Origin of the sequence: Listeria farberi (assembly GCF_014229295.1) — a bacterium.
Taxonomy (GTDB): Bacteria; Bacillota; Bacilli; order Lactobacillales; family Listeriaceae; genus Listeria; species Listeria farberi.
Genome location: NZ_JAARZL010000001.1, coordinates 711,788 through 737,290, shown reverse-complemented (window position 1 = coordinate 737,290; position 25,503 = coordinate 711,788). Strand labels below are relative to the sequence as shown.

Here is a 25,503-nt window from a genome sequence, read left to right as displayed (position 1 = left end):
TAGAATGTTTAGGCTAACTTTAGGAGCGTACTAAATTATTTATGAAATATTTTTATTTACTTGGGAAATATTTATTCTCTAGTTCTTTTGTTAATTTTTCTGTTTTTTCTAGCTCGCCAACTGCAACAAATCGTTTTGTTGTTTCCGTTGGTTTATCACATGTGATTAATGTGATTCTAGCATCTTTCGTGTTATCTATCACGCTAACTTCCGTTTCATTAATTGTTTTTGTTTCAGTAACTGTATATTCATATAAATTTACGAGGTCAGTTAGATAAATCTTATCACCTTCTTTAACTTTCATAACTGGACCAAATAGCATTGATTCATCACGCATATGGTGCCCCGCTAATGGATAGTTACCTTTGCCCATTACTTGGTCAGAGCGCATAGTGGTTGCTCCTGCAAGCAAATTAGAAGTGTTAGTACCTTTAAATACTAGTAAGTTAACGTCAACGGAAGGAATCGCTATCGAGCCAATAACGGCATCTTTATCATAGTCTGCGGCACCTTTGATGACAGCTGTCATAGATGGAAGTTGAACACTTTCAAAATCAAATGTAGCATCTTTTTCGTTATTCTTCTTTAAATCTGGTGCATTGTATTGTTCGATTGTTTCATGGCCACTCATATATTTTACAATACCGTTTTTAATGAATGGGGAAAAAATTAATAGTAAACCGATGATTAAAATAATTATTGCGATTGTTTTCTTTAACATACTATTCCTCCTTGTAACTATTTCATTATATAGTAGCTACTCTGCTGAAGCAAAGGAAAGCCAGCCATCTTGTTGAAGTATTTTTTTACCTGTGACAAATTTGTAAAGTTACTCCCAAATAAAGTCTGAAATATGGTTTTTACGTTGCGCTGAAATATAAGGACTTCCTTTAGCTGTAAACCTTAGAGGATAATGGGTCGCGATACCTTTATTTGGAACACCAATTCGTTTAGTTGCTTCTATTATATGGGGCACTTTTGCTTTTTCTAACCAAATATTGCTATCAAAAAGAGTTTTCCCATAATCTTGCATACTTAATCCTAAAGCTTGTGTTAATTTGCCAGGACCATTTGTTAATTCAAAGCCAGTTTTTCCAAGACGATTATGTTCCATTTGTTTCAAGGAATGTTTCGTTGGCTCTATTGCCCGAATTAACACAGCTTCTGGAATTCCTTCTTGCATTGTAATAAAGTTAAGTAATACTTGCCGGTGCATTTGGTAAGTGTAAATTGTTCCTGGTAAGCCGAACATAACTTCTGTACGGTTAGTTCGAAGGTTTCGGAAACTATGCGCTGCCATATCTGTTTTTCCGAGATACGCTTCAGTTTCAACAATATAACCAGAAAGCGTGTAATTATCCAGTTCATGTACGAGGCGCATTCCTATTATATCTCTCGCTAATTCAATAGTAGATTTATTTTCAAAAAAAGTTGAAGTGATTTTGGCACTCATTTTATACCTCCCATTTACTTTTATTCTAGCAGAATTCTATCTTAAATGGTTCTTTTTTGGCTAGTTAAATAAGCCTACGTGTTAATAAATCATACTTCAGATGTATATGTTATAACTTGCCTTTTATTAATCTTGTGTTAGAATTATGTTAAAGTGGGTGCTGTGTGAAATTGTTTTTTTCAACATATTACAGCTTCTTTTTTCATTTCAAAAATAATAATTAAAATGAGTAAATAGTGTGTAGGAGAGGTGTTTCATGAAGGATTGGAAAATAAAAATCCAAACGTTTTTAAGCAAAAATTATGGATTTTTTGTTCTAGCCGTCATTCTTTATTGGCTAAAAACGTATATTGCATATCAACTTGAATTTAAACTCGGCATTGAGAACCTAATGCAGCAAATCTTGCTGTTCATAAATCCATTAAGTGGGGCCATATTCTTCTTAGGTCTCGCACTTTTTGCTAAAGGACGCCGTTCATTTATCTGGATTATTGTCATTGACTTTTTAATGAGCTTTATTCTTTACGCAAATATTGTATATTATCGATTCTTTAGTGATTTCATTACGCTTCCGAATCTAAATGCAAAACAAATGCAAAACATGGGTGATATGGGAAGTAGTATCACAGCGTTACTCAGCTGGCACGATATTATTTACTTCGCGGATATTATCATTTTAATTGCACTACTTGCTTTCCGCTTTGTAAAACCAAACAAAACAGCCCGTATTCGTGCGAGAAAAGTAGTTGGAGTTCTAACGCTTGGTATCGCGATGTTCTTTGGTAACTTGGGACTTGCAGAAATTGATCGTCCGCAACTATTAACAAGAACATTTGATAGAAATTATATTGTAAAATATCTTGGTATGACTAACTATCAAATCTATGATGCAGTAAAAAGCACCGAATCATCTACGCAGCGTGCACTTGCTGATAGTAGTGATGTTACAGAAGTTTTAAACTATACTAAATCCAAGTATGCCGCACCAAACCCGGAATATTTCGGTAAAGCAAAAGGCAAAAACGTTATTTATATTCATTTAGAAAGTTTCCAACAATTCCTAGTGAATTATAAATTAAATGGAGAAGAAGTAACGCCGTTTATTAACTCTTTCTTTAAAGATCAAAATACGCTAAGCTTTACAAACTTCTTCCACCAAACAGGTCAAGGTAAAACAGCTGACTCCGAAATGTTACTTGAGAACTCGCTTTATGGCTTGCCTCAAGGTTCTGCCTTTACTACTAAAGGTCAAAACACATATGAATCAGCATCTGCTATTTTAGGCCAACAAGGCTACACTAGCGCTGTCTTCCACGGGAACTATAAGAGCTTTTGGAATCGTGATGAAATTTATAAACAATTTGGTTACGATAATTTCTTTGATGCTAGTTACTATGATATGAACGAAGCAGATGTTTCTAACTACGGACTAAAAGATAAACCATTCTTTAAAGAGTCTGAAGAATACCTATCATCATTACAACAACCGTTTTACACGAAATTTATTACGCTTACGAATCACTTCCCTTATCCAATTGATGAGAAAGATGCTTCGATTGCACCAGCGACAACTGGTGATTCATCTGTAGATACGTATTTCCAAACAGCTCGTTATTTAGACGAATCTGTGAAAAGCTTTGTTGATTACTTGAAGGAATCTGGTCTTTACGATAATTCTGTCATTATCATGTACGGTGACCATTATGGTATTTCCGACAACCATGAAGAAGCAATGACAAAAATTCTTGGTAAAGATTACAACACTTTCGAAAATGCTCAAGCGCAACGTGTACCTTTAATGATTCACGTTCCTGGTGTTCAAGGTGGCGTTCAAGAACAATACGGTGGTCAAGTTGACTTACTTCCTACATTACTTCACTTACTTGGTGTTGATAATAAAGAGTATTTGCAATTTGGTACAGATTTACTTTCTAAAGACCATAAACAACTGGTTCCATTCCGAAATGGTGATTATATAACTCCTACCTATTCAATGATTGGTGGTAACATGTATAATCAGCAAACTGGGGAACCGATTGCTACAGAAACAAAAGAAATGAAAGAAACGAAAGAGAAGGTATCCAAAGAATTAGAGCTTTCTGATTCTGTTTTACAAGGAGACTTATTAAGATTCTATGCTCCTGATGGCTTCAAAAAGGTAGACCCAAGTAAATACAATTATAATAAGAAGAAATCAACTGATTCTTCTACTAAATAAAAAAGTGAGTCCAGCAAATCCTGGACTCACTTTTTATTTACTTAAACCTCTCATGATATAAGAAACCGTATCATCTATTTCTTTTGCATCGTTCCAGTTAGCTTCTGGCATCACAACAAACCTAGTTAACATAAAACCAACTATATTCGTAATCAGTGCCCTCATAATCGTACTGTTAGGCATATCAATAATCTCTCCACGCGCCTTATAAAAATCAATCATTTGGTCAAACTGTCCTTTTACATGCGTCATAAAAATCTGAGAAAACTGCGCTCTAAGTTCATCATGGTAAAACAATTCCATAAAGTATATTTTGATGACTTTACCATTCTCTTTTGCAAATTCAAAACGGTTAACGATAATTTCGCGAATAAACGACTGGAAATCTGGATACTCACTTTCAAAAACTTCTTTAACAAAGCTTTGAGCCAAGAATGGTATAACCCCTCCAATCAATGTCGGCATCGTAATCGCCATTAGTAAATCTTTCTTTGTTTTATAATGTCTAAAAATGGTTCCTTCAGCTACGCCCGCTTTTTTTGCTATTTCATTTGTAGATGTCCCTGCATAACCTTTTTCTGCAAAAAGCTCAATAGAAGCTGCTACAATTCGGCGCTGCTTTTCGCTCATTTTAGTTTCTTTTTCTGTCAAATCAAGCATTTGACGCAAGATATCTCCTTCTGCATCCACTTTTTTTCTTCCTTTCTCATTAAATTAAACTTTCCGGTATTTTTTCAAAGCAAAAATATTTAATATAACAAATACGAGTACAAAACCTAATAAAATATAAAAATCATTTGCAAATGATGAAAATCCTTCTCCTTTCACCATAATAGATGTTAGTGCATTTGCACCGTAGTATAGCGGCATAATGTGCGCAATCCATACGAGCCAATCTGCCATGCCATCGAGCGGGAAAATCCCACAAAACAAGACTTGTGGCACGATTACAATAGGAATAAATTGAACGATTTGAAATTCATTATTTGCAAAAGTAGAAAGTAAAATTCCTAGTGCTAAGGAGACCATTCCAAGAGTTAACGTAATGAGTAACACATAGAATAAAGAGCCATTTTGCATCATGCCAAGTACTTGAATGGAGAATACTGCGACTAAAATAGACTGTAGTAGTGCAAAAATACCAAAGCCTATCAAATATCCTAACTCTAGTTCGATGCGTTTAATAGGGGTTGCCATGAGTCGCTCAAGCGTTCCTGTTGTCCGTTCTCTCAAAAAGGAAATCCCAGCGATTAGAAATACGAAGAAGAATACGAAAAAGCCAATGAAAATCGGGCTAATTGTGTCGAAAAAGCTAGTATCTTTGTCGCCATAAACGTAATCGGTTGAAATGGTTAGCTTTTCAGGGCTGTTTGTAAGCGATGGAAGCGAGTTTGGATCAATTCCAGCTTTGGCAAGTGCTTCTCCTGTTGTTTTGGCTTGTTTCTTTACTTGAACTTGTTGCTCGGCCATCAGAGCTTTTTGTAGTTTTAAACCGATTTCTTTACTTAAGCTTGGTTCACTATTTTCGTATGTCACTTTGATTTTCTCGCCATCTTGTTGAAAGAACGCGTCAAGATTAGCATCTTTAATTTTCGCAGTTACGTCCGTGTTGTCTGGGTAAGTCTTGATTGTTAAATCATTTTCTTTTAGTTCTTTTACCATAGAGCTCGAAAGTCCGCTCACTCCGACAACCGGCTTCACTGTATCGCCTTCAAATAAGTAAGTTAGTAATGTAATAAGTAAAAGTGGCGCAAGAAACATTAAAGCAAGCGTCCGTTTATCTCGCCGGAACTGGTTTATGATGCGTTTGACGATCGCAAATATTCGCATTAGTTCTTCCCTCCAAACTCTAAAAAGGCATCTTCTAGTTTGCCGGATGTAGTTTTGCTTGAGAGCTCTTCTGGGGTCCCTATGGCAATTATTTTTCCATTTCTAATCATAGCAAGCCTATCACATTTTTCGGCTTCATCCATCACGTGTGTCGTTACAAGGATACATTTGCCACTTGCCTTGAGATCATCCAGTTCTTCCCAAATAGTTTTTCTTAGTTCTGGATCAATTCCGACAGTTGGCTCATCTAATATTAAAACATCAGGATCTGCAAGGACAGAAATAGCGAGAGATAACCTGCGTTTCATTCCACCTGAAAAATTATTCACCTTTTTTGTTAAATCGTTTTGTAGATTAACTAGGTTTGTCGCGTAGTTGATTCGGTCTTTTTTAGCCATACCTTTAATAGAATAAAGTGAAGCAAAAAAATCTAAGTTCTCTTTAGCAGTTAAATCAGTATAAAGTGCATCTGACTGAGCCATATAACCGATTTTGCTAATTACAGGCAAATTCGGCATTACGTTTCCTAGTACTTTCGTTTGTCCACTTGTTGCTTTCTCCATGCCGATGATAGTTTTAACAAGAGTTGTTTTACCAGCACCAGATGGACCGATTAAGCCAAAAATCTCGCCCTTCTCGATATCAAGAGACATATCTGATAAGATGGGTTTCTTGCCGATTTTTACATCTAAATTCATCACATTAATTGCGATTTCCGTCATTACATTCCCTCCTTTTTAAAATGAGTGATTACTCACTTTCTATTTTACTCGAATTTTCTTCAATGTAAAGAAAAAACCGAACGCTTCGAGAAAGTTTTCTTCTCTCTGCATTCGATTATTTGCGTAAATAAATATCTGAAATGAGATGATCCGTGCCTTTATGAAGCACTAAATCGGCACGATATTTTGTTTTCTCAATGTTTTCTTTTAAATTGACACCATTGATTGTATCCCAAACACCAAGCGCAAAAGTTTCTGCTTCTTGTTTGCTAATTTTAGTATATGGGTGGAAATAAGAGCTTTCATTTTGGAAAGCTGTTTCGCGAAGCATGAAGAAACGTTCTAAGTACCATTTCTTAATATCCGCTTCACTTGCATCCATATAAACTGAGAAATCAAAGAAATCACTTGGAAACAAGCTTTCATGTTGATCGGCTTGAAGAACGTTGATTCCTTCAATGATAACGATATCCGGATTATGAATTACGCGTGTTTCATCTAAAACATCGTACGTAAAATGCGAATAAAGTGGTACTTCAACATCTTCTTTATTTGCTTTTAAATCGGTTAGAAACTTGGCAAAACGTTCGCGGTCATAGCTTTCTGGAAATCCTTTTTTATTCATAATTCCACGTTCTTCTAAAACCTTGTTAGGGTAGAGAAAACCGTCTGTTGTTACAAGCTCTACTTGCCTTGTTTTGGAAAACCAACGATCTAGCATTAGTTTAAATACACGTGCTGTTGTACTTTTACCCACTGCAACACTACCTGCTAGAGCAATGATAAATGGTGCACGCGATTCTTTTTTCTTTAAGTATTCCATTTTTTCGCCATGAATAAAAATCGCTTCATGGTATTGAATCGCAATTAGTTTTATTAATGGTAAATAGATTTCAGAGATATCTTGTAAAGAAATCCGGTCATTTAAACCACGTATTTCTTCCAGTTCCTCTGCAGTTAAAATTTGATCTTTACTCACTTCCAACTTGCGCCATTCTTCTCGTGGGAAATGAAAGTAGTGGTTGTAATCATTCATTCAATGTTCCATCCTTTAGTTCATTCGTGAAAACGTAAACAGCTTTATTTAAGGATAACGCAAGCCGCATAAATCCGCAAGTAGCGATTTAATATTTACGATAGACATAAACTGATTTTGGTTTTGCTACTTCTTTATAGCTATCTACTTGTACAGACGGGATATTCATTTTAAAAGGTGAATAGTACTCTTGAGTGATTGTTCCTTTTACCGTAAGCCAGGTATCGTTTTTGAAATTTGTCTTTTCGGGCATTTGAACGAGCATCCCAAATACGCCAGAGTCCGCTACACAATGAATAATTCCAAAACGGAATAAGAATAAATTATTATCTTTGGTTACTTCATCATTGTAAACAAAACCAGTAAATTCGATTTGTTTACCTGTAAACTCACCTGGATAATTATAGAGAATTTCCATTGTCATTAAATAATTGCTATCATTAACTTTGATTGGATTTTGGTCAATGATTTCGGCTTTTTCTTTTGCCATCATTTTTTCATAATCTGTTTCCCCAAAATAGCCACTTGTATCAGGTCTTAAAAATTGATTTTGGGCGTATGGGTCGTCTCCAGCCGCATTGTTTTTTGGGAAATGAAATCCTTTCGCGGAAACAATGGTTGAATCAAGTGTCGCAACTGGGAAAAGAAAGCCAGCAATTAAGGCATAGGAAAGTAAACCATACACCATGATTTTTTTCAAAATAGTATTTTCACCGTCATGAGTATGTCCCATATGCTCTGTTTTTGCGCCAATATCTTCATCACGAAAAACCATAATAAGCTGAATAATAGCAAGTAAAAATGCGGCAATCATGGCTGAAAAAGATAAATAAGCGTATTTCATATTAATATATTTACTGATGTCACCAGAAATATGTAGTTGCATTAAATAAAAGCCAAATCCAAATAAAATAAAAACTCGAAACATGTATTCACCTGCTTTCTGTTAAATAACCAAGGCGTATAAAAAGACGACAATCGTTACACTTGTAACAATTAATAAGACAAATTTTGCTTTAAAAGCTCCTAGCATCATCATTAAATTTTTAATATCAAGCATTGGACCAAACACTAAAAATGCAACGATGGATTGTGTGGAAAATACACTTCGGAAGGAAGCGCCAATAAAAGCATCTGCTTCTGAACATAAAGATAAAATAAAAGCTAGAACCATCATTAATAAAATAGATAAAATCGGACCATGTCCAATGGATACAAGCGTCGAAGTTTTAATATATGTTTGCATCGCTGCAGCAATTAAGGCACCAAAAACTAGATATTTGCCGACAGAAAAGAATTCGTCAACTGCATGCTGTACGGTATGCCAAACTTTTTGGCTAAAAGACATTTTTTCATGTGTATGCTCTTCACCGTGATGATGGTGCGCATGGTCGTGCTCTGGTTCAGCCTGAGCTTCTTCTGTTGTTAAAACTTGAAATTTCGTTGTTGTTACATCCCCACTCGGACCTCCTGCAAGGGCTAAGTTTCCAGCTGGTACAGCAACTTTTTCACTGGCAGCTTCATATTGTAAAAACCGTTCTTTCAAACCAGTTCCTTTATAAAAATAAGCGATAATATTTCCAACAACGAGTGCTACTACAAGGCTTCCAGCAACGCGTAAAAGTGGAACTTCCCAAGTACTCCCAAATGCAACATACGTAGAAAATAAGACTACTGGGTTAATAATTGGAGCTGTGAGCATGAAGGCAATTCCAGCATGAAGCGGTACTCCTTTTGCAAGTAGATTACGAACAATCGGCACAATGCCGCATTCACAGGAAGGGAAAAATACACCAATAAGCGAGCCAACAATGACTGCTAGGAATTTATTTTTTGGAATAACGCGAGCAATAAATTTTTCAGAAATAAACATTTGAATAAAACCAGCAATAAATACGCCAATTAATACAAACGGCAGCGCTTCTATCAAAATAGATATAAATATGGTATTCATTTGTAGGAATGAATCCGGCAGATGACTAAACATAGGATTCCTTCTTTCTTAACTCTTTTTAATAACTATTTGATTCTAAGCCTATCTTTTGAAGAAATCAAGTAAAAGATAAATGACTATATTTTTTATTTTGCTTGAATAAAAAGACAACAATCTAACTAAATTGTTGTCTTTTAGTAATAATTTCTTGATAATCTTGTTCGAGAATTGCCTTTTCTGCTGGTTTTAAATTTGGTTGCATGAGTTTCGCAGCAATTTCTGACATTCGCATTTCTAAAATCAATTTATCTTCTTCTGTTACACGACTTGGGGCTTTACTTTCTTCATATTCTGAGAAAGCCATTCTGTGGAACGTCATTTGTTTGTCTTCTATCACGAGTAATTCTTCTGCAACTTGATTTACAAACGTCCTATCATGCGAAACAAATAACACTGTTCCGGTAAATTGTTTTATGAGCATTTCCAAAGCTTCCATTGCGTAGATGTCTAAATAGTTGGTCGGTTCATCAAGTATCAGGAAATTCGCATCACTGACTAGAAGCATACTAAGAAGTAACTTCACTCGTTCTCCACCAGAAAGCATCCCGACTTCTTTTTGCAAATCACTTTCTTTAAAATGCATACTTCCAAGCACATCTCTGTTTATTTGTTGCGTTTGAACGCTTTTTTCTGTGATGTTTTCTATGAGCGTTTTCGATAAATCTAACCCTTTTAATTCTTGATCAAAGTAAGCGATTTTAGCTTGATTGTTACAAGTAATAGTTGGATTTTCTTGGATAATTTCTCTCAAAAAAGTGGTTTTACCGCTAGCATTTTCACCGATAAGCGCTACTTTATCTCCTGCTTTAATCGAGAATTCTTTTGTTTCAAACAATGTTCTTCCGGCAATTTCGAAGGTTGCTTCTTTCGCGCTTAATATCGTACTACCTTTTTTTATTAATCGGTTATCGGGCGTGACGATTTTAATTGGCTTTGTAGTGCGTGGTTTCTCGACATTTCCAAGCCGCTCAATCCGTTTTTCTAAGGCTTTAATTGTACTATGTTGTTTCTTTTGTTGTGTGCCTTTTCCAGCTTTAAAGGCGCTTGCTTCTTTGTTATTCAAACGTTTGCCTGGTTTTACAATTCGTCCTGCTTCAATTTCGTGATAGTTTTGTGATGCTTGTAGTTGTTTCTTTTTGTTTTTAAATTCTTTGTAGGCAAGTTCAGCTTGGTTTTCTTGTTGTTTTTTCTGCTCTATATAATCGTGATAGTTTCCTTTGTAAACTTGAATTTCTTGATTTTTAATTTCCCATATTTCTGTACATAGTGCGTCTAAAAAGGCGCGGTCATGGGAAATTATCATTAGGGCGCCGTGAAAATCGTTCCACTGCCGTTCTAAATGTTTAACGCTTTCGACATCTAAGTTGCTTGTTGGTTCATCTGCTAAAAGTATGCTTGTATTTTGTCGCATGGCATGTTGAATTGCTTTTCTTGTTTTTTCCCCGCCACTTTGTGTGCTTTTATCGGTAGAAAGTTGCTTGATATAAGCGAGTTTTCCGTATGAAGTAATGTTTCCTGATGTGGCTTCTATAACGCCAGCTATTACTTCCATAAGCGTTGTTTTCCCTAAGCCATTTTGACCAATGATGCCAATTCTTGCTTTCTTGTCTACTAACAGGTGCGGGATTTCTACTAAAGTTCTGTCCCCTATTTCTATTTTTAATTGGTTTATTTCGATTATTGACATAAAAAATAACCTCCTGAATATTTTCAGAGAGGAATCCGCGAAACTACGCCAAAAAAGGCTATAGCTAGAGTTATCATGCGAAATGAACATACGAATCCCGTCCGAAAAAATAGTTTCTACCCGAGAAATGGATAGCTTTCTTCATTTTTTCATATAATACAGGATTAGAATTTCATTGGCTTAAGATAACACTCCTTTTCGTTTGATGTTTACATTATAGCTCAATTTAGTAAATCCTTCAAGCTAAAAAAGCCGTGCAGCTCAAAATACACGGCTCAATTTGTGACCAATTATTCACTTTCTTCCACCATCATTTTTAGTTTTTGGATAAACTCTGCGAAACTTTCTGCCATTGATAAGCGTTTAGCATTGATTGGTTCAGAAACAATTTCCACAAATTTTTCAAAGAACTCGTTAAATTCATTGGCGTCTTTTTTGCTGATGGCTACAAGAGCAACCAATTTTACTTTGACCTCATTCCAATAGATTGGTTCTTGAAGTGTCATAATCGAAACACCGCTACGGAGGGCATCGTTTTTAATTGAATGTGGTATTGCAATACCTGAGGGAAAGCTAGTTGGGGCCATTTGTTCCCTTTTTTCAACTTTTTCTTTAAAATCAGCGGTCACAAAGGCTTGTTTTTCCATTTTAGACACCATTTGTCCTCTTATTTTTTGTGGTGTGAGTTCTGAGGGATCAATTTGATTAGAATAGAGTGACGGGACTATATAGCGGTCAATTTGTTGTCCAAGTAGATTGTTTTCGAGTATTTTTTTCTTTGTATGGATTCTGCTCGTAATTTTTTTAATATCTTTTGCAGTGAGTAATGGATGAATAAAAATCGAACCAGCTTTTTCGAGAGCGCTGTCCCGGTTTGTCGTTAAAATAATATCGTAATGTTCATCGCATCGCTCATTTTCAATGACTTCTATTGTTGCATCGTTTTCAAATAAGGAGCGTAGTTTTTTTAGCATATTGGTTTTTAAATCATGGTAGTCGTCAACAAGAATACCGATTTCTAGTTTGATATAATCACGGTTTTCGCTCTCTAAAAAAGAACCGATATGTAGTGCAATAAAGGAAATTTCGTCTTCATTAAAGTCAATTGCTAGTTTTTCTTGTAGTAAAGAGGAAATGTAAACTGCGATGTCAAAGGTTACAGGATAAGAGGTTTTAATATCTAGTAAACTTAAATTTCTTGTATAAGCTTTGTAACGTGAACGGTAATATAAGCTTTGTACATGAATAGCAAGTTTAATAAAAAGTTGCTCGTTTTGAAGATCAATGAGGTACATTTCTTCCACGTTAGTGAGTACTATTTTAAGTGCTTCAATGATTTTTCTATCCACAAATTGTTCTAATTCAGCTTGGTTGGCATTGGCTGCCTGCTCGTTTTGAAGGCCAACATAAAGAAGGCCAAGTTGCTTTGTTTCTGCTTCTGAAAAATGAATTTGGTATTCTTCTGAGAGTATTCCGGCTATTTTTTTTGAGATTTCGTATTCTTTAGAGTGTTTTCTGATGAGCGTTTTTTGCGTTTCAATGAGTGTATTTCCTTGTTGGATGCGAACGATACTGATGGCGTAATGTAAAACAATATTCATCATCGAGTATGGATTTGTTGTAATAGCTTCTTTTGCTAGAACTTCTTTTACAATACTTTGAAGCTTATCAATCGAAACTATTTCCAGCATTTCTTGGATGTGCCCTTTGATGCTTTCACGGTAGCCGCCTTCTTCATATAATAAAGAAATCATATACTTTCTTTTGGCGCGCTCTTTTCCGACGAGTTTAATTCGATTTTTATCAATGACAATCTGTACGTTTGCTTCTTTCAGTTCGTTTTTTAATTGTTGAATATCTTTTTTTAAAGTGACCTCTGAAATAAAAAGAATTTCTGCGAGATCAAATAAATCAACGCCTGTTGTAGAGTTTTTAATTAATTCTAGTAATAATTTTGATTTTCGTTCTGTTATATCACTTCCTGCTTGAAAATCGTAGTGGATGTCCGAGTTAATTTGATACCCTTGCTTAGTTGAATTAATTAGATTTGGCGTCGCTTCATTTATCTTGTAGATATTGTTGCGAATGGTTCTTGTTGTACACTCGCAAAAATCTGCTAACTCATTTGAGGTAACCCACTTGTCTTCTTGTTTATACAAATAAGCTAGTATTTCTTTTTGAGTATCCATTCCTGTTACCCCCTATATATCGAAAGCCAGTTGTTTTAGCTATCAACTACCACAACTGGCGCTTCTGTTACATTAAACTTCTAGGTCTTCCCCATTAGACTCTATTACTTTTTTATACCATGAAAAGCTGTCTTTTTTAATTCTTTTGCCTGTGCCGTTTCCTTCGTTATCTAAATCAACGTAAATGAAACCGTATCTTTTTTCCATTTGCGCGGAAGAACAACTAACGATGTCAATTGGGCCCCATGCGCAATATGCGATCACTTCTACCCCGTCATACATCGCGCGTTTCATTTCTTTTAAATGGGCAGATAAATAATCAATGCGGTAATCATCATGGATTTCGCCATGTTCTAATTCGTCGTACATTCCGAAGCCATTTTCGGCGATAATGATAGGTTTATGGTATCTATCCCAGTATTGTGACAGAGCATTATATAGCCCTTTTGGATCGACTGCCCAGCCCCACGGATTTGCTTTTAAGTGTGGATTGGGGGTAATCGAAGCAGGATCCAAATCATTTTTCTTAGAATCGACCATTTGCGAATAATAATAGGAAAGTGCTAGATAATCCATCGTGTTTTTTTGCAGAATAGTTTTGTCTTCTTCTGTGATTTCAATATTAATGTTATTTTCGTCGAAGTAGTTAAGCGCATATTGTGGGTATTCGCCTTGGAACTGCACATCTGCGAAGAAATATTCCATGCGATTTCGTTTCATTGCGAGAACGATATCATCTGGATCGCATGAGAATGGATAAGCTGTACAATCGGCAAGCATCGTACCAATCATTAATTCAGGATTCAGCGCTTTTCCATACTCATAAATTTTCGCACTAGCGACAAATTGATTATGAACTGCTTGATACGTTGCGGATAAATAATCATCGACAGCATCATATGGAATGGCAGTTGAGTTGAATGGCTCAAATTGGATTAAATTAATTTGGTTAATAACAATCCAATATTTCACTTTTTTATTGTAACGATCAAGTACGGTTTTACCATATTTTTCAAATAAATCGATGACTTTTCGATTATGCCATCCACCATGGTTTAAGACAATTTCTACTGGAGTTTCATAATGCAAAATGGTAATAATTGGTTCCATGCCAAGTTCGATAATTTTATCAATTAATTGGTCATAATATTTTAGTCCTGCTTCATTGGGTTCCTCTTCTTCACCAGTTGGGAAAATCCGTGTCCAATCTAGTGAAGTTCGGAATGTTTTAAAGCCCATTTCGGCAAGCAATGCCAAGTCCTCTGGATACGTATGATAAAAATCAATGCCATGGCGTTTTGGATAATAGTTTACTTTATCTTCTATGCTTGCTTTAATATCTGCTAAACTTACGCCTTTATGTTGTTCCTCGCTAATCTCATCATTTGTTTTACCTTTATGATATTTGTGCAAATCTGCCAAACTAATTCCTTTTCCATCTACTTTAAATGCGCCTTCTGCTTGGTTGGCCGCGATAGCTCCACCCCATAAGAAGTCTTTTGGAAACTGATAATTTTCAAACATACTTGTACCTCCTATTTTTTCGTAAGTTCGGTCATTTTTTTGAATAAACGTAGCATATGCTCACCGATTAGTATTTCACTTTTTGCTGTCATTAAGGTATCTTGAGCATGACAGAACAGTGTGGAATAACGGATTTGGTTACCTGAAGCTTCTAATTGAAGTGTGTCTGTTTGCAGACTATGTGCAATGACAATTTCTTTTTTCGCAGAGGCGATAAATTCCTCGGCTTCATTAAATTCTAGTTCTTCTAAATGATTGAGTCCTTTCACTAAATCATTTCTTGCGTTCCCTGCATGGATTAATATATTCATGGATAGTTCATTTAAACTATCTGTTTCTTCAACATAGTCTTGCTCTGACATTTTAGTTCCTCCAATCAATTTGTTACCATTTCTTTCTCTGCTTCTATCGCGTCTAATTTTTCTTGTTTGAGTAGTGAATTATCGTATGCTTTAAAGAACGGAAGATAAACCAGCCATGTGATGATGATAATCGCTAAACAAGCAATAACCGCACGGAAATCTTGTGTTGCGAGATAAGATGTTACTGGGTAAGGCATGTACCATAGCAAGAACGACTGCGCGGGTATACTTACTAAATCCATTGACATAACGAAATAAGCGATACTTGGGACTAAGAAAGCGTTAATCCATGTTGGTATCATTAAGTATGGATTAAATGCAATTGGTGCTCCGAAGAATAATGGTTCGTTGATGTTAAAAATCGATGGAACAATAACTGCTTTTCCAATTGCTTTTAGTTGTAAAGATTTACTTAAAATCAGCATCATAATCGAAAGCGATAATGTTGTTCCCACTCCGCCGATTGAAATTAACGCGTAAACTGTTTCTTGAGTTGCTATGTTTGATGCACTTGCACCATTTGCTACGGCTTGTGAGTTTTCTGCAAGTCCTGCCATATAAACTGGATAAATTGCTGGCATCATTACCCAACCAGAAATCCCGAATGTATAAAGAAAAGCGGGAATGAAAACTGAAAGCACAAAACCTGGATAAGATTGTACAATCGATGCGAGTGGGCTAAACACAGCCACAATAACTTCAAAGAAATCGATATTAAATTGAACTGTAATTAACCAACCAACGATTAAAATAAAAGTAATTGGTAGTAAACTGTTAAACCAGCCGACAACGAAATCAGGTATTGGCGTATCTTCACTGAACAGCGAACGCTTCGCCGCAAAATTCATTACACAACCAACAAATAGTCCTGTTGTAATGGACAAGAACATTCCAGTTGCCCCAAATCTAGATAAAATAAAAACGGCATCTCCATTTGCTGAAATAGTCGGAAATAGTAACATTAAAAATAATACAAGTCCAGTAGCTCCGGAAATTAATTTTTGACTGCTATTCCCTTTTTTCTCCATCAGATAATACGGGATTAAAAATGCTACGACTAAACCGAACATTCCAAACGAAAAATTACTTATCATCGAAAAATCAGGCATACCGGGGAATAAATTTTTAAGTAATGAAACGATGGTGACTAAAGAACCGACAAAAACGAGCGGAAGCGCAGACATAATTGCATCTTGAATTGCTGATACCCAAGGATTTTTAACAACTTTATTTACTTTTGGTGCAAATTTATTTGTCATAAAATCCATCACTTTGTTGTTCATCCTTTTATCCCTCCATATTTAAAATAAGATCAAGTGCTTTTTCACCGTTAAGCGTCCCATATGTTGCTTGAGGAATGACTGATACTAAAACATCTTTATCAGCTACTTTTTGCTTTAAATCATCTAACATATAGGCTAAATGTGGACCAATGAGTAAATAATCGATTTCATTTATTCTTTCATCAATTTGTGATTCACTGGCTGCTTTCACGGTCACTTGTTCTCCACGTTTTTTTGCTGCTTTTCTAATCGCCGCTGCCATAAAACCACTAGAAGCTCCTGACCCGCAAATGAGTAAAATGTTTTTCATTTTGTATCCTCCCTTTCCTTAACTTACTTTCATTATATAAATGACTGAATCCGCTTACAAATATACTTTTTTCCTACTGGTAGGAAAGCACAAAAAAAGAACACCTTCGCTAGATGCGAAGATGTTCCGTGTTAGCCTAATTTAATCACGATACTTTAAGTTAATGAATTTCACTTGGATGTATTCTTCCATTCCGTAATGACCATTTTCACGGCCAAATCCTGAATGTTTTACACCACCAAATGGAGTTTCTGGATTGGATATGGCGATTTCGTTTGCACCAACCATACCATACTCTAAGGCTGCACCAACTTTTTCAACGCGTGCTAAATCTTTAGTATAGAAATAAGAAGCGAGACCGAATTCGCTATCATTCGCCATTTCAATTGCTTCGTCTTCCGTTTCAAAAACGATGAGCGGAATTACGGGACCGAATGTTTCTTCATAAAAGATGTTCATTTCACGAGTGACGTTATCTAAAACAGTTGGTTTATAGAAGTTACCTTTGTTGTAGTCAGAGCCAGTTAATCGTTCGCCACCAGTTAGGACTTTGGCGCCTTTATCCGTCGCGTTTTTAAGTTGTTTATCGATTTTATCGATGGCATCTTCGCGAATAAGTGGGCCAACATTGACATCGTCTAAACCGTTCCCGACTTTTAGTTTTTCTACTTTAGCGACTAATGCTTTAGTGAATTTTTCTTTGATTTCTTTTGCAACAAAAATGCGGTTTGGTGATACACATACTTGACCATTGTTACGGAATTTTGCTGCGATTAAATCATCTACAGCAGCTTCAAGGTTAGCATCCGCAAATACGATAAATGGTGCGTGTCCTCCGAGCTCAAGCGAGATTTTCTTCAATGTGTCAGCAGATTGTTTAAATAGTGTTTGGCCGACTTTTGTCGATCCTGTAAACGTTAATTTGCGGACATCATCACTATCTGTTAAAGTTTCACCGATTTCTTTCGAGCTACCCATGACAATATTAGCAACGCCTTTTGGTAAGCCTGCTTCTTCAAAAATTTCAAAGATAGCTAAAGCCGAAAGTGGTGTATCTCCAGATGGTTTTAACACAATGGTATTACCTGTAGCTAGTGCTGGTGCGAGTTTTCGTGTCACCATTCCACCCGGGAAATTCCACGGAGTAATTGCTGCTACTACACCAATTGGTTGTTTTTTTACGATAAACGCATGGTTGTTTGGAGCTGGGATTGTTTCTCCGTATAGTCTTCTTGCTTCTTCCGCCGCGAATCGGAAATTTTCCGCACCGGTTAAAACTTCTCCTTTTGATTCTTTTAATGGTTTACCTTGTTCTAGGGTCATAATTTTTGCTAAAGTATCCGCTCTTTCTTCCATTAAATCAGCAATATTATGCAAGAGTTTGACGCGGTCAGCTAGTTCCATTTTAGCCCAATCGGGAAAAGCGTGTTTTGCAGCTTTAATCGCTTCTTTTGTTTCGTTAGGTCCTGCTTGAGCAATTTTCGCGATGACTTCACCGTTTGCTGGATTTACAATATCTTTTGTTTCTTTATTATCGCCGTCTGTCCATTTTCCATTAATAAATAATTTAGTTTGAACTTTTGGTAAGGCTGTTTCTTTAATACTCAAAAATACCACTCCTTAGTAAATTTTTCTGTCCGAATCTAACGTTGCTTATAATAGTGTTTTCCACAAATCGAAAAATTTAATCAGGATTTTCCTCTTAAACCCAGAAAATGGTTTATAAGAAAACTGGCTCCATCCCAGCATGATGGGCTCGAGCAACTTTTAAAAAAACTTTAATTTTTTCAAAAAAAACTAGCTGCAATCACCGCAACTAGTTTTTTATATTAACTTTCTTCAATTGGTTGATGTATTTCTTCTTTTACTTTTTTCGGTGCGTTTTTCTTATATGCAAGGAAATAGAAAAGGCTGACAAAAACTGCTCCGCCGACTACGTTTCCGAGGTATACTGGGATAACGTTCCAAATAAAATCTGCCCATGAATAGTATCCAGCGAAAATTGCGGCTGGGATAATAAACATATTGGCGACAACGTGCTGAAATCCGATAGCTACAAAAGCCATGACGGGGAACCAAATACCGAGGATTTTCCCAGCAAAGTCTTTAGCCGCGTAACAAAGCCAAACAGCGATTCCAACAAACCAGTTACAACCGATACCTGAAACAAAAGCAACCCAGAAAGGATCGTTAATTTTTGCCCCAGCTGTTGCAAGTGTTTTTGGTAAAAAATCTCCTTCAGTTAAACCAACGAAATGCCCAAAGAAGTATGCGACGAAAAAAGCGCCGACTAAGTTCATGACGGAAACAATCGCCCAGTTTCTAAGTAATTGTTGGAAGGAAATCTTTTTGTCATACCAAGCAATCGCTACCGCCATCATGTTGCCAGTGATTAATTCTCCTCCACCAAGTAAGATGCATACAAGCCCAACTGGAAAAAGACTCGCACCAATAAGTGTTGCAAAACTGCCCCATTCGTGAGGCATTGTTCCCACTGCACGTATGTATAATAAGTAACCAAGAGATATAAAAGCGCCACCTAAAAAACCTAGTAAAACGAGTGTTAATGTACTCGAATTTGCTTTTTGTGTTCCTTTTTCAATCGTAATCTCTGTTACTTCCTGCGGGCTATAATATCCCACATGAATCCCTTCCTTCTTGTTAAAATAATCACAAAATTGCGTTCTTATTATAGCATAATCAAAAACAGCTTGCTAGTATCAAAAAGCCCGGCACAAAAGTCCGAGCTCGCGTTTTACGTATGGAGTTCTTTTACAACAGGGATTCTAATTTCAATATCCGCACTTTCTTCGTCATTTTTTGTATATACTTCTAATTTAAATGGTAACGGATCAAAAACTGGATTGTTGGCAGTAATATACGGTTTGTAATCTTTTTCCTGTATTGCCCGTGCTATTTCCTCGTAACTTTCGAGTATATCGGTCCGAGCTATATGTTCCGCCACAAAATAAGTATGAGCGGGAACTTCAATCCATTCAAGTGGGTCTTTTAAGTTCGCGTATTTTTGCTCAACTGGTATTGCAGTATAATACGTTATACCATCTTCTATATTATGGACAGAAATACCATAGAATTGCTTAATTTCCGAAAAATCATCTAATCCTTGCGCAAGTTCGAGCATTTCTTTAAAAGCACTTTTAATTTTTGTATAGTATGCTTCTGTTTTAAGTCCTTCGTGAACAAGCGCAATACCCGTGAAACCTTCCCATTCTTCTAATCGTCCTAGTTTAATCGCCATGATTAACACTCCTTTTAAAAAGAATATTACAGCAGAAGATTCATAGATGATTTTGAACTTTTCTATTCGCATAACATATGGTAAATACCCTACTAAACTTTACTTAAAACAAGATACTAATGAAAACAATCGCTACAATAATAAAAACAAAAGTAAGCCACGCGACAGGACGAGCAGTGTTAATAGTCCAACCAATGCCAAAACGTTTCTCAACAAATAAAGCAGGATCATTCCTGTTAAAATAAATTACTCCAGCTTTCCAAAACGCATCATCATCACGAATTGGTTTATTCACATTATCTGGTTCGTTAGCAAATTTTAGCCTACTTCCGCCTTGTCCTACTTTTACGGCTAGAAGAACTGTTCCAAGTAAAATTAAAATGATAGAAATACTCATGGTAATCATTATAATTTCAGGTGAGAGTGAAAGTAAAATAACTACTTGCATTACGAGAAAATCAATAACCAGAATAACGCACATAATCAACATTGCTTTACTAGAAATTTGTCTAAACAGCATATTCCGTTTTAACGAATCTGTCGGGTTTTCGTTTTCCACCGTTTGTTTGCTTCTCGCAATAACGAAATTAATAAATATAAATAAAGCAATCATTCCTAATTGCAGCATTGGTAAAAGTAACGCTGCACTCACGGATTTTTGAACGGTATCAGTCACTACCCCATTCATATCAAAATGGACTGGGAAAGCCTCTGGTGCAATTGGATAGAATACTACTGTAATCGCAAGTGTGATAATAAAAATAAGTAATGGCACTACAAACCAAGTATACGAAATAACCATTTTCCTACGATGAAAACTAGTATCTACCATGATAATAGAATTGGTTGAAATTTCGCCAGACTCGATTTTTTCTCTTTTCCATTGTAATGTTATTTGGTGAAAACGATAGTAAATAATGAAAGAAACAATTAATTGACCAAACATGGATAGGATAAAGATTCCCGCTTGGAAGTTTTCACTCCAATGAAGACCTTGAATTAATGCAATCCCAATGATAGCAATTAACACCGTCCATAAAATCACTTGACCAACATATTGTTTTTTTAATTGCGTTAGTTCTGCATTTCGGTTAGCACGTTCCCCTACATTTACACCAAAACATTCGGATTTACGTGTCACAAATGGGGTAATTGCTTGTAGAGAAATAATAGCAATACTGACAAAAATATAAATGATGATTTCCATAACTACTCCACACTCCGCCCTTTTATTTCGTCAAAAATAGCTCTACTGATTTCTAGCCACTCATCTTCACTCACACTACGTACAATCGACTCAGCTATTAAAGGTCTTAGTTTTGTTTGTAGTTTGGTGAAAAATAATTGATCTGCTTTTGCCACACCATCTGGATGTATAACTACTCCTTTTTGGCGGTGTATTTGAATAAATCCTTCTTGCTTTAAGATTTGGTATGCTTTATTTACGGTATGAAAATTAATACCAATATCTGCACCAAGACTTCTCACAGAAGGAAGTTTATCTCCCGGTAAAAGTTCCCGTTTTGCCATGCCTTCGATAATTTGATTACATATTTGTGTATAAATCGGCTCGTCTGATTGTAAATCAATCGCGAGTAACATACAAACACCTCTTCCCTAACTGTTATATATATTGTATAACACATATATCTTTAAGTCAACATCATTAATTCAGTGGCTATTTAAAGCAGTTAATGGTACTATAAAATTTAACAATAAGGTTTATGGAAAGAAGGGAATCATTTGAAATTTTCACGTTTTAGGGATAGTAAATTGTTTTTTTGGACCATTGAAATTTTAGCAGTTGTGGCAGTTTTATTCATTCTATTGCAGATGAAGTACATATTTTCACCAATCGGCATAATCGTTTCCACTTTATTTATGCCTATTCTAGTAGCAGGATTTTTATTCTATTTATTCAATCCGCTCGTTTTATTTTTAGAAAAGAGAAAAGTTCCACGACTTTTAAGTGTTATTTTGATTTTTATCGCGTTTATCGCGCTTGTTGTTCTTGCTGTAATGCAACTCGGTCCAACACTTGCTGATCAAGTAGCCGAACTTGCAAAAGCCATACCAGGTTACTGGCAAGATTTTGAAAAATGGCTACAAAGTCTTTCAAATAATTCTGCTTTAAAAGATATAGATATGAAACAAGAACTTTCAAAACTCAACATTTCCTTGCCGAAAATCATGTCTATTGTAGTTGATGGAGTAGCTTCTAGTTTTGGAGCGATTATCTCATTTGTGTCTGGTTTCGTTATGATCCTTGTAACAGTACCATTTATAGTCTTTTATATGTTTAAAGATGGTCATAAATTCGTTGAGTCTTCTGGCAAATTTTTCCCAGCAGGTATTCGTTCTGAAGCAAAACAAATTATTAAAGAAATGAACAAAACAATTTCTACTTACATTAGTTCCCAAGCGATTGATTGTATGTTTGTTGGTTTGTTTACTTTTATTGGTTACTTAATTATTGGTCAACCGTATGCACTTTTATTTGGATTTATAGCAGGTGCAACGAACATTATTCCTTATCTTGGACCATTCCTTGGAGCGGCTCCCGCGGTTATCGTGGCGCTATTCACTTCTCCAGTTCAGGCACTGCTCGTTATTGTTGTCGTTACTATCGTTCAACAAATTGACTCTAACTTACTTTCTCCATATATTATGGGTAAATCATTATCAATTCACCCGCTCACTATTATCATCATCTTGATTGTTGCAGGTAATTTAGCAGGAATTTTTGGAATGATTTTAGGAGTTCCACTATATGCTGTAGTGAAAACAATTATCGTTAACGTTAATCGTTTAATTAAATTGCGGCGAGGTCAGCTGGCGATTGATAATAATCTTCCTAATCCAGATACACCGAAAGAATAAAAAAAAGAGCTTTGGGAAACTAGTTCCTAAAGCTCTTTTTTTTCTATGCTTTTTTAAAATGAGAAGTATCGTTTAAACGTTCTAATTTGAATAAACCATTTTCATAAGCTAAAACAGTAACACTCGCATTATCTAAAATGACTGATTCGTCCATGGATGGTTCCAGTTCGTGGACAATGTTACGAATGGTATTTCCGTGAGCGACGATAAGAACATTCCCGCCTGTTTCACGGTGCCGATTAATGACATGTAAGAAACCTTGTTCTACCCGAGTCCAAAATGTCATAAAATCTTCCGCATCTCCTGTTGGGTCAGCTGCTTTTGTGCCGTTCATTGTTTCGCGTACATCGGCATTTTTAAATAGCTCTTCTTGATTCGCATAACCCATATGATGAGCAATTTCATTCCAGGCCACATCGCCTTTTTCACCTTCGTAGGAACCGAAGAAAGTTTCCCGAAATTCACTTAGTGGTTCAAGCGTTAAACCAAATGCATGTTTATTTTCTTTTAGTAGGTGTTCTGCTGTTGCGATTGTACGGTGTAAGTCACTTGAATAAGCTGCGACGAATTCTGTTTCTGCAAACCCACGACCACTTTCTTTTACTACTTCAATTCCTTCTGGTGTGAGCGGCGTATCAGCCCAGCCTTGCATACGTAAATTTTTGTTTAAATAGGTTTGACCATGTCTTACAAAATAAAGTGATAATTTTTTTCCCATTACGTACTTCCTCCTCCATCGTTGTTTTCTATTTCATTGTAACAAATTCTTCAGATCCAGTTGGGTGGATAGCAACTGTATTATCAAAATCAGCTTTTGTTGCTCCCATGTTAATAGCAACGGCGAATCCTTGAATCATTTCATCTACCCCGTAGCCAATACCGTGCAGACCGATTACGCGTTCTGTTTTCCCTTCACAAATCAATTTCATCCGGCAAGGCTCGCGGTGGTCTGTGATGGCTGTATACATTGAGGTAAAGCTAGAAGTGTACACTTTAATATTTTCTTTGCCGTATTTTTCGATTGCTTCTGGTTCTGTTAAACCAACTGTACCGATAGCAGGATGACTAAAGACAACAGTTGGAATATTTTCATAGGTTAAATGTGCATCTTTTTTGTTATTGAAAAGGCGTTCTGATAAACGGCGCCCTGCTGCAATTGCGACTGGCGTTAATTCATAATGACCCGTTACATCGCCAACTGCATAAATCCCCGCTACATTGGTGTTTTGGAATTTATCTACGGCGATATGTCCGCTTTCTAAGAGTTCTACGCCCGCATTTTCGATTTGAAGCCCTTTGATAACCGGTTTACGCCCGATCGCCCAAATAAGCGTATCGACGGTTTCTGTGCGACCATCCTCTAAGCTCAACGTCAAACTGCCATCTGGATTTTTTTCTATCTTTTGAGGAACGGCATATTTATGCAGGGTCATTTCCGATTGCTCAATAATTTCGGTTAGTGTATCTGTTAAAAGTGGATCGAAATTTCGGAGTGGTGCATGTTTTCGTACAAATAAATGCGTTTCTGATCCAAGTTGTTGCAATACACCAGCAAGCTCAACAGCGATATAACCCGCGCCAACAACCGCCACTTTTTTAGGAAGCTCATTTAACGCAAAAAAGCCGTCTGAAGTAATGCCATATTCTGCGCCAGGGATGGAAGGAAGTGCTGGTTCGCCGCCCGTCGCAATTAAAATATGATCTGCTGTCACTAGTTCACCATTCACTCGCAACGTTTTTTCATCGACAAATTCCGCGTAACCTTTAATCCACTCAACTTTATTGTTATCAAGCCCATTCTTGTACGAACCTCGAATCCGTTCAATGTAAACTTCTCGGTTTTCTACTAATTTTTGGAAGTTAAAGCTTGCGTCCACTTGGTAACCATAGGCATCTGCATATAAGTCCATCGCTTCTTTAATTTGTGCCCCATACCACATGACTTTTTTAGGAACACAACCAACATTTACACATGTTCCACCTAAAAATTTTGGTTCAATGAGTGCACACTTTGCCCCGTGCATTGCCGCGCGGTTAATAGAAGCAATCCCGCCACTACCGCCACCAATCGCAATATAATCATAATGCTTCTCCATACAAAATCTCTCCTAACATTTCTTCGTTTTCGTTTTTATAAATACGCTTCGCCCCGCATAATCGCGAGAACCCGCGGATTTGGTAAGTATCGTTTTATCACTTGAAGTTTTTCATAGGTGTCGGTATCACCTAAATGTTCAGCAATACCCATAGCAACGGCGCTACTTCGACTGACTCCAGCATGACAATGGACTACGATTTGCGTGAAATCCGGATGTTCATCCACAAAATCATAAATCAAATCGCGATGAACTTCATTAAATAGTTTCATTTCCGCTTGCTCTTTGTCACTTAATCCCCAGTAATCATCTTCTTCGTTAATATCATTAAAGTGAACGGGCAAAATAGCATCAAAAAGTGATTCGTGTTTGAGTGGCTGATAGGTTGCGCCGACATCCGCAATACGAATAAGTAAAGTATGCTCTGAGCGCGGCTTAAACTGCACCGCTACTACTTCTGGTACGGCAATTATCCGTAAATCAAATGGATCAAAATCAATTTGGCGCCTTTCTTTGTTAATATAATTCGCCATCCTGCATGTCCCCTTTTCCAGTGCAACAAGATTTTCCTTCGTCTTATTCCCTCTCTATTCTATCATGCCTAGACATTTTTACATAAAGAAGCAGTTTCAAACACAAAAATAACCAAATAAAATTATTT

The 25,503-nt window shown here is 36.4% G+C and carries 24 protein-coding genes; 2 read left to right on the top strand and 22 right to left on the bottom strand.

Going from position 1 to position 25,503, the window contains the following annotated elements; translation table 11 throughout:
* Positions 1 to 52: 52 nt before the first annotated feature.
* Complete coding sequence (locus HCB38_RS03585) at positions 53 to 721, bottom strand: class A sortase (RefSeq protein WP_185318356.1); 669 nt, start codon at positions 719 to 721, stop codon at positions 53 to 55.
* Positions 722 to 829: 108 nt separating this feature from the next.
* Complete coding sequence (locus tag HCB38_RS03580) at positions 830 to 1,453, bottom strand: DNA-3-methyladenine glycosylase (RefSeq protein WP_185637578.1); 624 nt, start codon at positions 1,451 to 1,453, stop codon at positions 830 to 832.
* Positions 1,454 to 1,709: 256 nt separating this feature from the next.
* Between HCB38_RS03580 and ltaS the strand changes: the two genes are divergently transcribed.
* Positions 1,710 to 3,671 (top strand): lipoteichoic acid synthase LtaS, encoded by a 1,962-nt coding sequence (gene ltaS / locus HCB38_RS03575; protein ID WP_185318354.1) that lies wholly within the window; start codon positions 1,710 to 1,712, stop codon positions 3,669 to 3,671.
* A gap of 33 nt (positions 3,672 to 3,704) precedes the next feature.
* Here the strand turns inward: ltaS and HCB38_RS03570 are convergent, their stop codons facing one another.
* The 17 genes from HCB38_RS03570 to HCB38_RS03490 form a co-directional block, all read right to left on the bottom strand.
* Positions 3,705 to 4,361, bottom strand: coding sequence for a TetR/AcrR family transcriptional regulator (locus HCB38_RS03570; RefSeq protein ID WP_185318353.1), 657 nt, complete (start codon positions 4,359 to 4,361; stop codon positions 3,705 to 3,707).
* A 24-nt stretch (positions 4,362 to 4,385) separates the two neighbouring features.
* Entirely contained in the window at positions 4,386 to 5,501 is a 1,116-nt protein-coding gene (locus HCB38_RS03565; protein ID WP_185619102.1) for an ABC transporter permease, read from the bottom strand.
* The gene (locus HCB38_RS03560) at positions 5,501 to 6,223 is read right to left on the bottom strand and encodes an ABC transporter ATP-binding protein (protein WP_185637576.1); all 723 of its coding nucleotides are present in this window, start codon (positions 6,221 to 6,223) and stop codon (positions 5,501 to 5,503) included. Before HCB38_RS03560 ends, HCB38_RS03565 begins: the two co-directional genes overlap by 1 nt.
* A 115-nt stretch (positions 6,224 to 6,338) precedes the next feature.
* Complete coding sequence (coaA, locus tag HCB38_RS03555; RefSeq protein WP_185619106.1) at positions 6,339 to 7,259, bottom strand: type I pantothenate kinase; 921 nt, start codon at positions 7,257 to 7,259, stop codon at positions 6,339 to 6,341.
* Between the two features lie 88 nt (positions 7,260 to 7,347).
* Entirely contained in the window at positions 7,348 to 8,187 is an 840-nt protein-coding gene (locus HCB38_RS03550) for a TIGR03943 family putative permease subunit (RefSeq protein WP_185318349.1), read from the bottom strand.
* Between the two features lie 18 nt (positions 8,188 to 8,205).
* A complete protein-coding gene (locus tag HCB38_RS03545; protein WP_185607642.1) occupies positions 8,206 to 9,246 on the bottom strand; it encodes a permease in 1,041 nt (346 codons plus the stop codon).
* Positions 9,247 to 9,367: 121 nt separating this feature from the next.
* The gene (abc-f, locus tag HCB38_RS03540) at positions 9,368 to 10,939 is read right to left on the bottom strand and encodes a ribosomal protection-like ABC-F family protein (RefSeq protein WP_185637574.1); all 1,572 of its coding nucleotides are present in this window, start codon (positions 10,937 to 10,939) and stop codon (positions 9,368 to 9,370) included.
* Between the two features lie 290 nt (positions 10,940 to 11,229).
* Complete coding sequence (locus tag HCB38_RS03535; protein WP_185637571.1) at positions 11,230 to 13,128, bottom strand: BglG family transcription antiterminator; 1,899 nt, start codon at positions 13,126 to 13,128, stop codon at positions 11,230 to 11,232.
* Positions 13,129 to 13,200: 72 nt separating this feature from the next.
* Positions 13,201 to 14,652, bottom strand: a complete 1,452-nt coding sequence (locus HCB38_RS03530) for a glycoside hydrolase family 1 protein (RefSeq protein WP_185619112.1) — start codon at positions 14,650 to 14,652, stop codon at positions 13,201 to 13,203.
* An 11-nt stretch (positions 14,653 to 14,663) separates the two neighbouring features.
* Complete coding sequence (locus HCB38_RS03525; RefSeq protein WP_014601859.1) at positions 14,664 to 15,014, bottom strand: PTS lactose/cellobiose transporter subunit IIA; 351 nt, start codon at positions 15,012 to 15,014, stop codon at positions 14,664 to 14,666.
* 14 nt (positions 15,015 to 15,028) lie between these two features.
* Positions 15,029 to 16,297 carry a PTS sugar transporter subunit IIC gene (locus HCB38_RS03520; RefSeq protein WP_185637570.1) on the bottom strand — a complete coding sequence of 423 codons (1,269 nt, stop codon included), beginning with the start codon at positions 16,295 to 16,297 and terminating at the stop codon, positions 15,029 to 15,031.
* A gap of 4 nt (positions 16,298 to 16,301) precedes the next feature.
* Entirely contained in the window at positions 16,302 to 16,607 is a 306-nt protein-coding gene (locus tag HCB38_RS03515) for a PTS sugar transporter subunit IIB (RefSeq protein ID WP_185318343.1), read from the bottom strand.
* Positions 16,608 to 16,748: 141 nt separating this feature from the next.
* On the bottom strand, positions 16,749 to 18,215 hold the full coding sequence (locus HCB38_RS03510) for an NAD-dependent succinate-semialdehyde dehydrogenase (protein ID WP_185619118.1): 1,467 nt from the start codon (positions 18,213 to 18,215) through the stop codon (positions 16,749 to 16,751).
* 221 nt (positions 18,216 to 18,436) lie between these two features.
* Positions 18,437 to 19,249 (bottom strand): formate/nitrite transporter family protein, encoded by an 813-nt coding sequence (locus tag HCB38_RS03505; protein ID WP_012581651.1) that lies wholly within the window; start codon positions 19,247 to 19,249, stop codon positions 18,437 to 18,439.
* Between the two features lie 113 nt (positions 19,250 to 19,362).
* The gene (locus tag HCB38_RS03500; protein ID WP_185637566.1) at positions 19,363 to 19,866 is read right to left on the bottom strand and encodes an effector binding domain-containing protein; all 504 of its coding nucleotides are present in this window, start codon (positions 19,864 to 19,866) and stop codon (positions 19,363 to 19,365) included.
* 103 nt (positions 19,867 to 19,969) lie between these two features.
* Positions 19,970 to 21,073, bottom strand: a complete 1,104-nt coding sequence (locus HCB38_RS03495) for a DUF1648 domain-containing protein (RefSeq protein WP_185619122.1) — start codon at positions 21,071 to 21,073, stop codon at positions 19,970 to 19,972.
* A 2-nt stretch (positions 21,074 to 21,075) separates the two neighbouring features.
* Complete coding sequence (locus HCB38_RS03490; protein ID WP_185318339.1) at positions 21,076 to 21,468, bottom strand: GntR family transcriptional regulator; 393 nt, start codon at positions 21,466 to 21,468, stop codon at positions 21,076 to 21,078.
* A 141-nt stretch (positions 21,469 to 21,609) separates the two neighbouring features.
* Between HCB38_RS03490 and HCB38_RS03485 the strand changes: the two genes are divergently transcribed.
* Positions 21,610 to 22,746, top strand: coding sequence for an AI-2E family transporter (locus HCB38_RS03485; RefSeq protein WP_185318338.1), 1,137 nt, complete (start codon positions 21,610 to 21,612; stop codon positions 22,744 to 22,746).
* Positions 22,747 to 22,789: 43 nt separating this feature from the next.
* On the opposite strand, the gene HCB38_RS03480 is transcribed toward HCB38_RS03485, so the two are convergent.
* The 3 genes from HCB38_RS03480 to HCB38_RS03470 are packed head-to-tail and all read right to left on the bottom strand — an operon-like array spanning position 22,790 to position 25,375.
* Entirely contained in the window at positions 22,790 to 23,464 is a 675-nt protein-coding gene (locus HCB38_RS03480) for a histidine phosphatase family protein (protein WP_185637564.1), read from the bottom strand.
* 28 nt (positions 23,465 to 23,492) lie between these two features.
* A complete protein-coding gene (gene gorA / locus HCB38_RS03475) occupies positions 23,493 to 24,842 on the bottom strand; it encodes a glutathione-disulfide reductase (protein WP_185318336.1) in 1,350 nt (449 codons plus the stop codon).
* Positions 24,843 to 24,877: 35 nt separating this feature from the next.
* The gene (locus HCB38_RS03470; protein WP_185318335.1) at positions 24,878 to 25,375 is read right to left on the bottom strand and encodes a tyrosine phosphatase family protein; all 498 of its coding nucleotides are present in this window, start codon (positions 25,373 to 25,375) and stop codon (positions 24,878 to 24,880) included.
* Positions 25,376 to 25,503 lie beyond the last annotated feature (128 nt).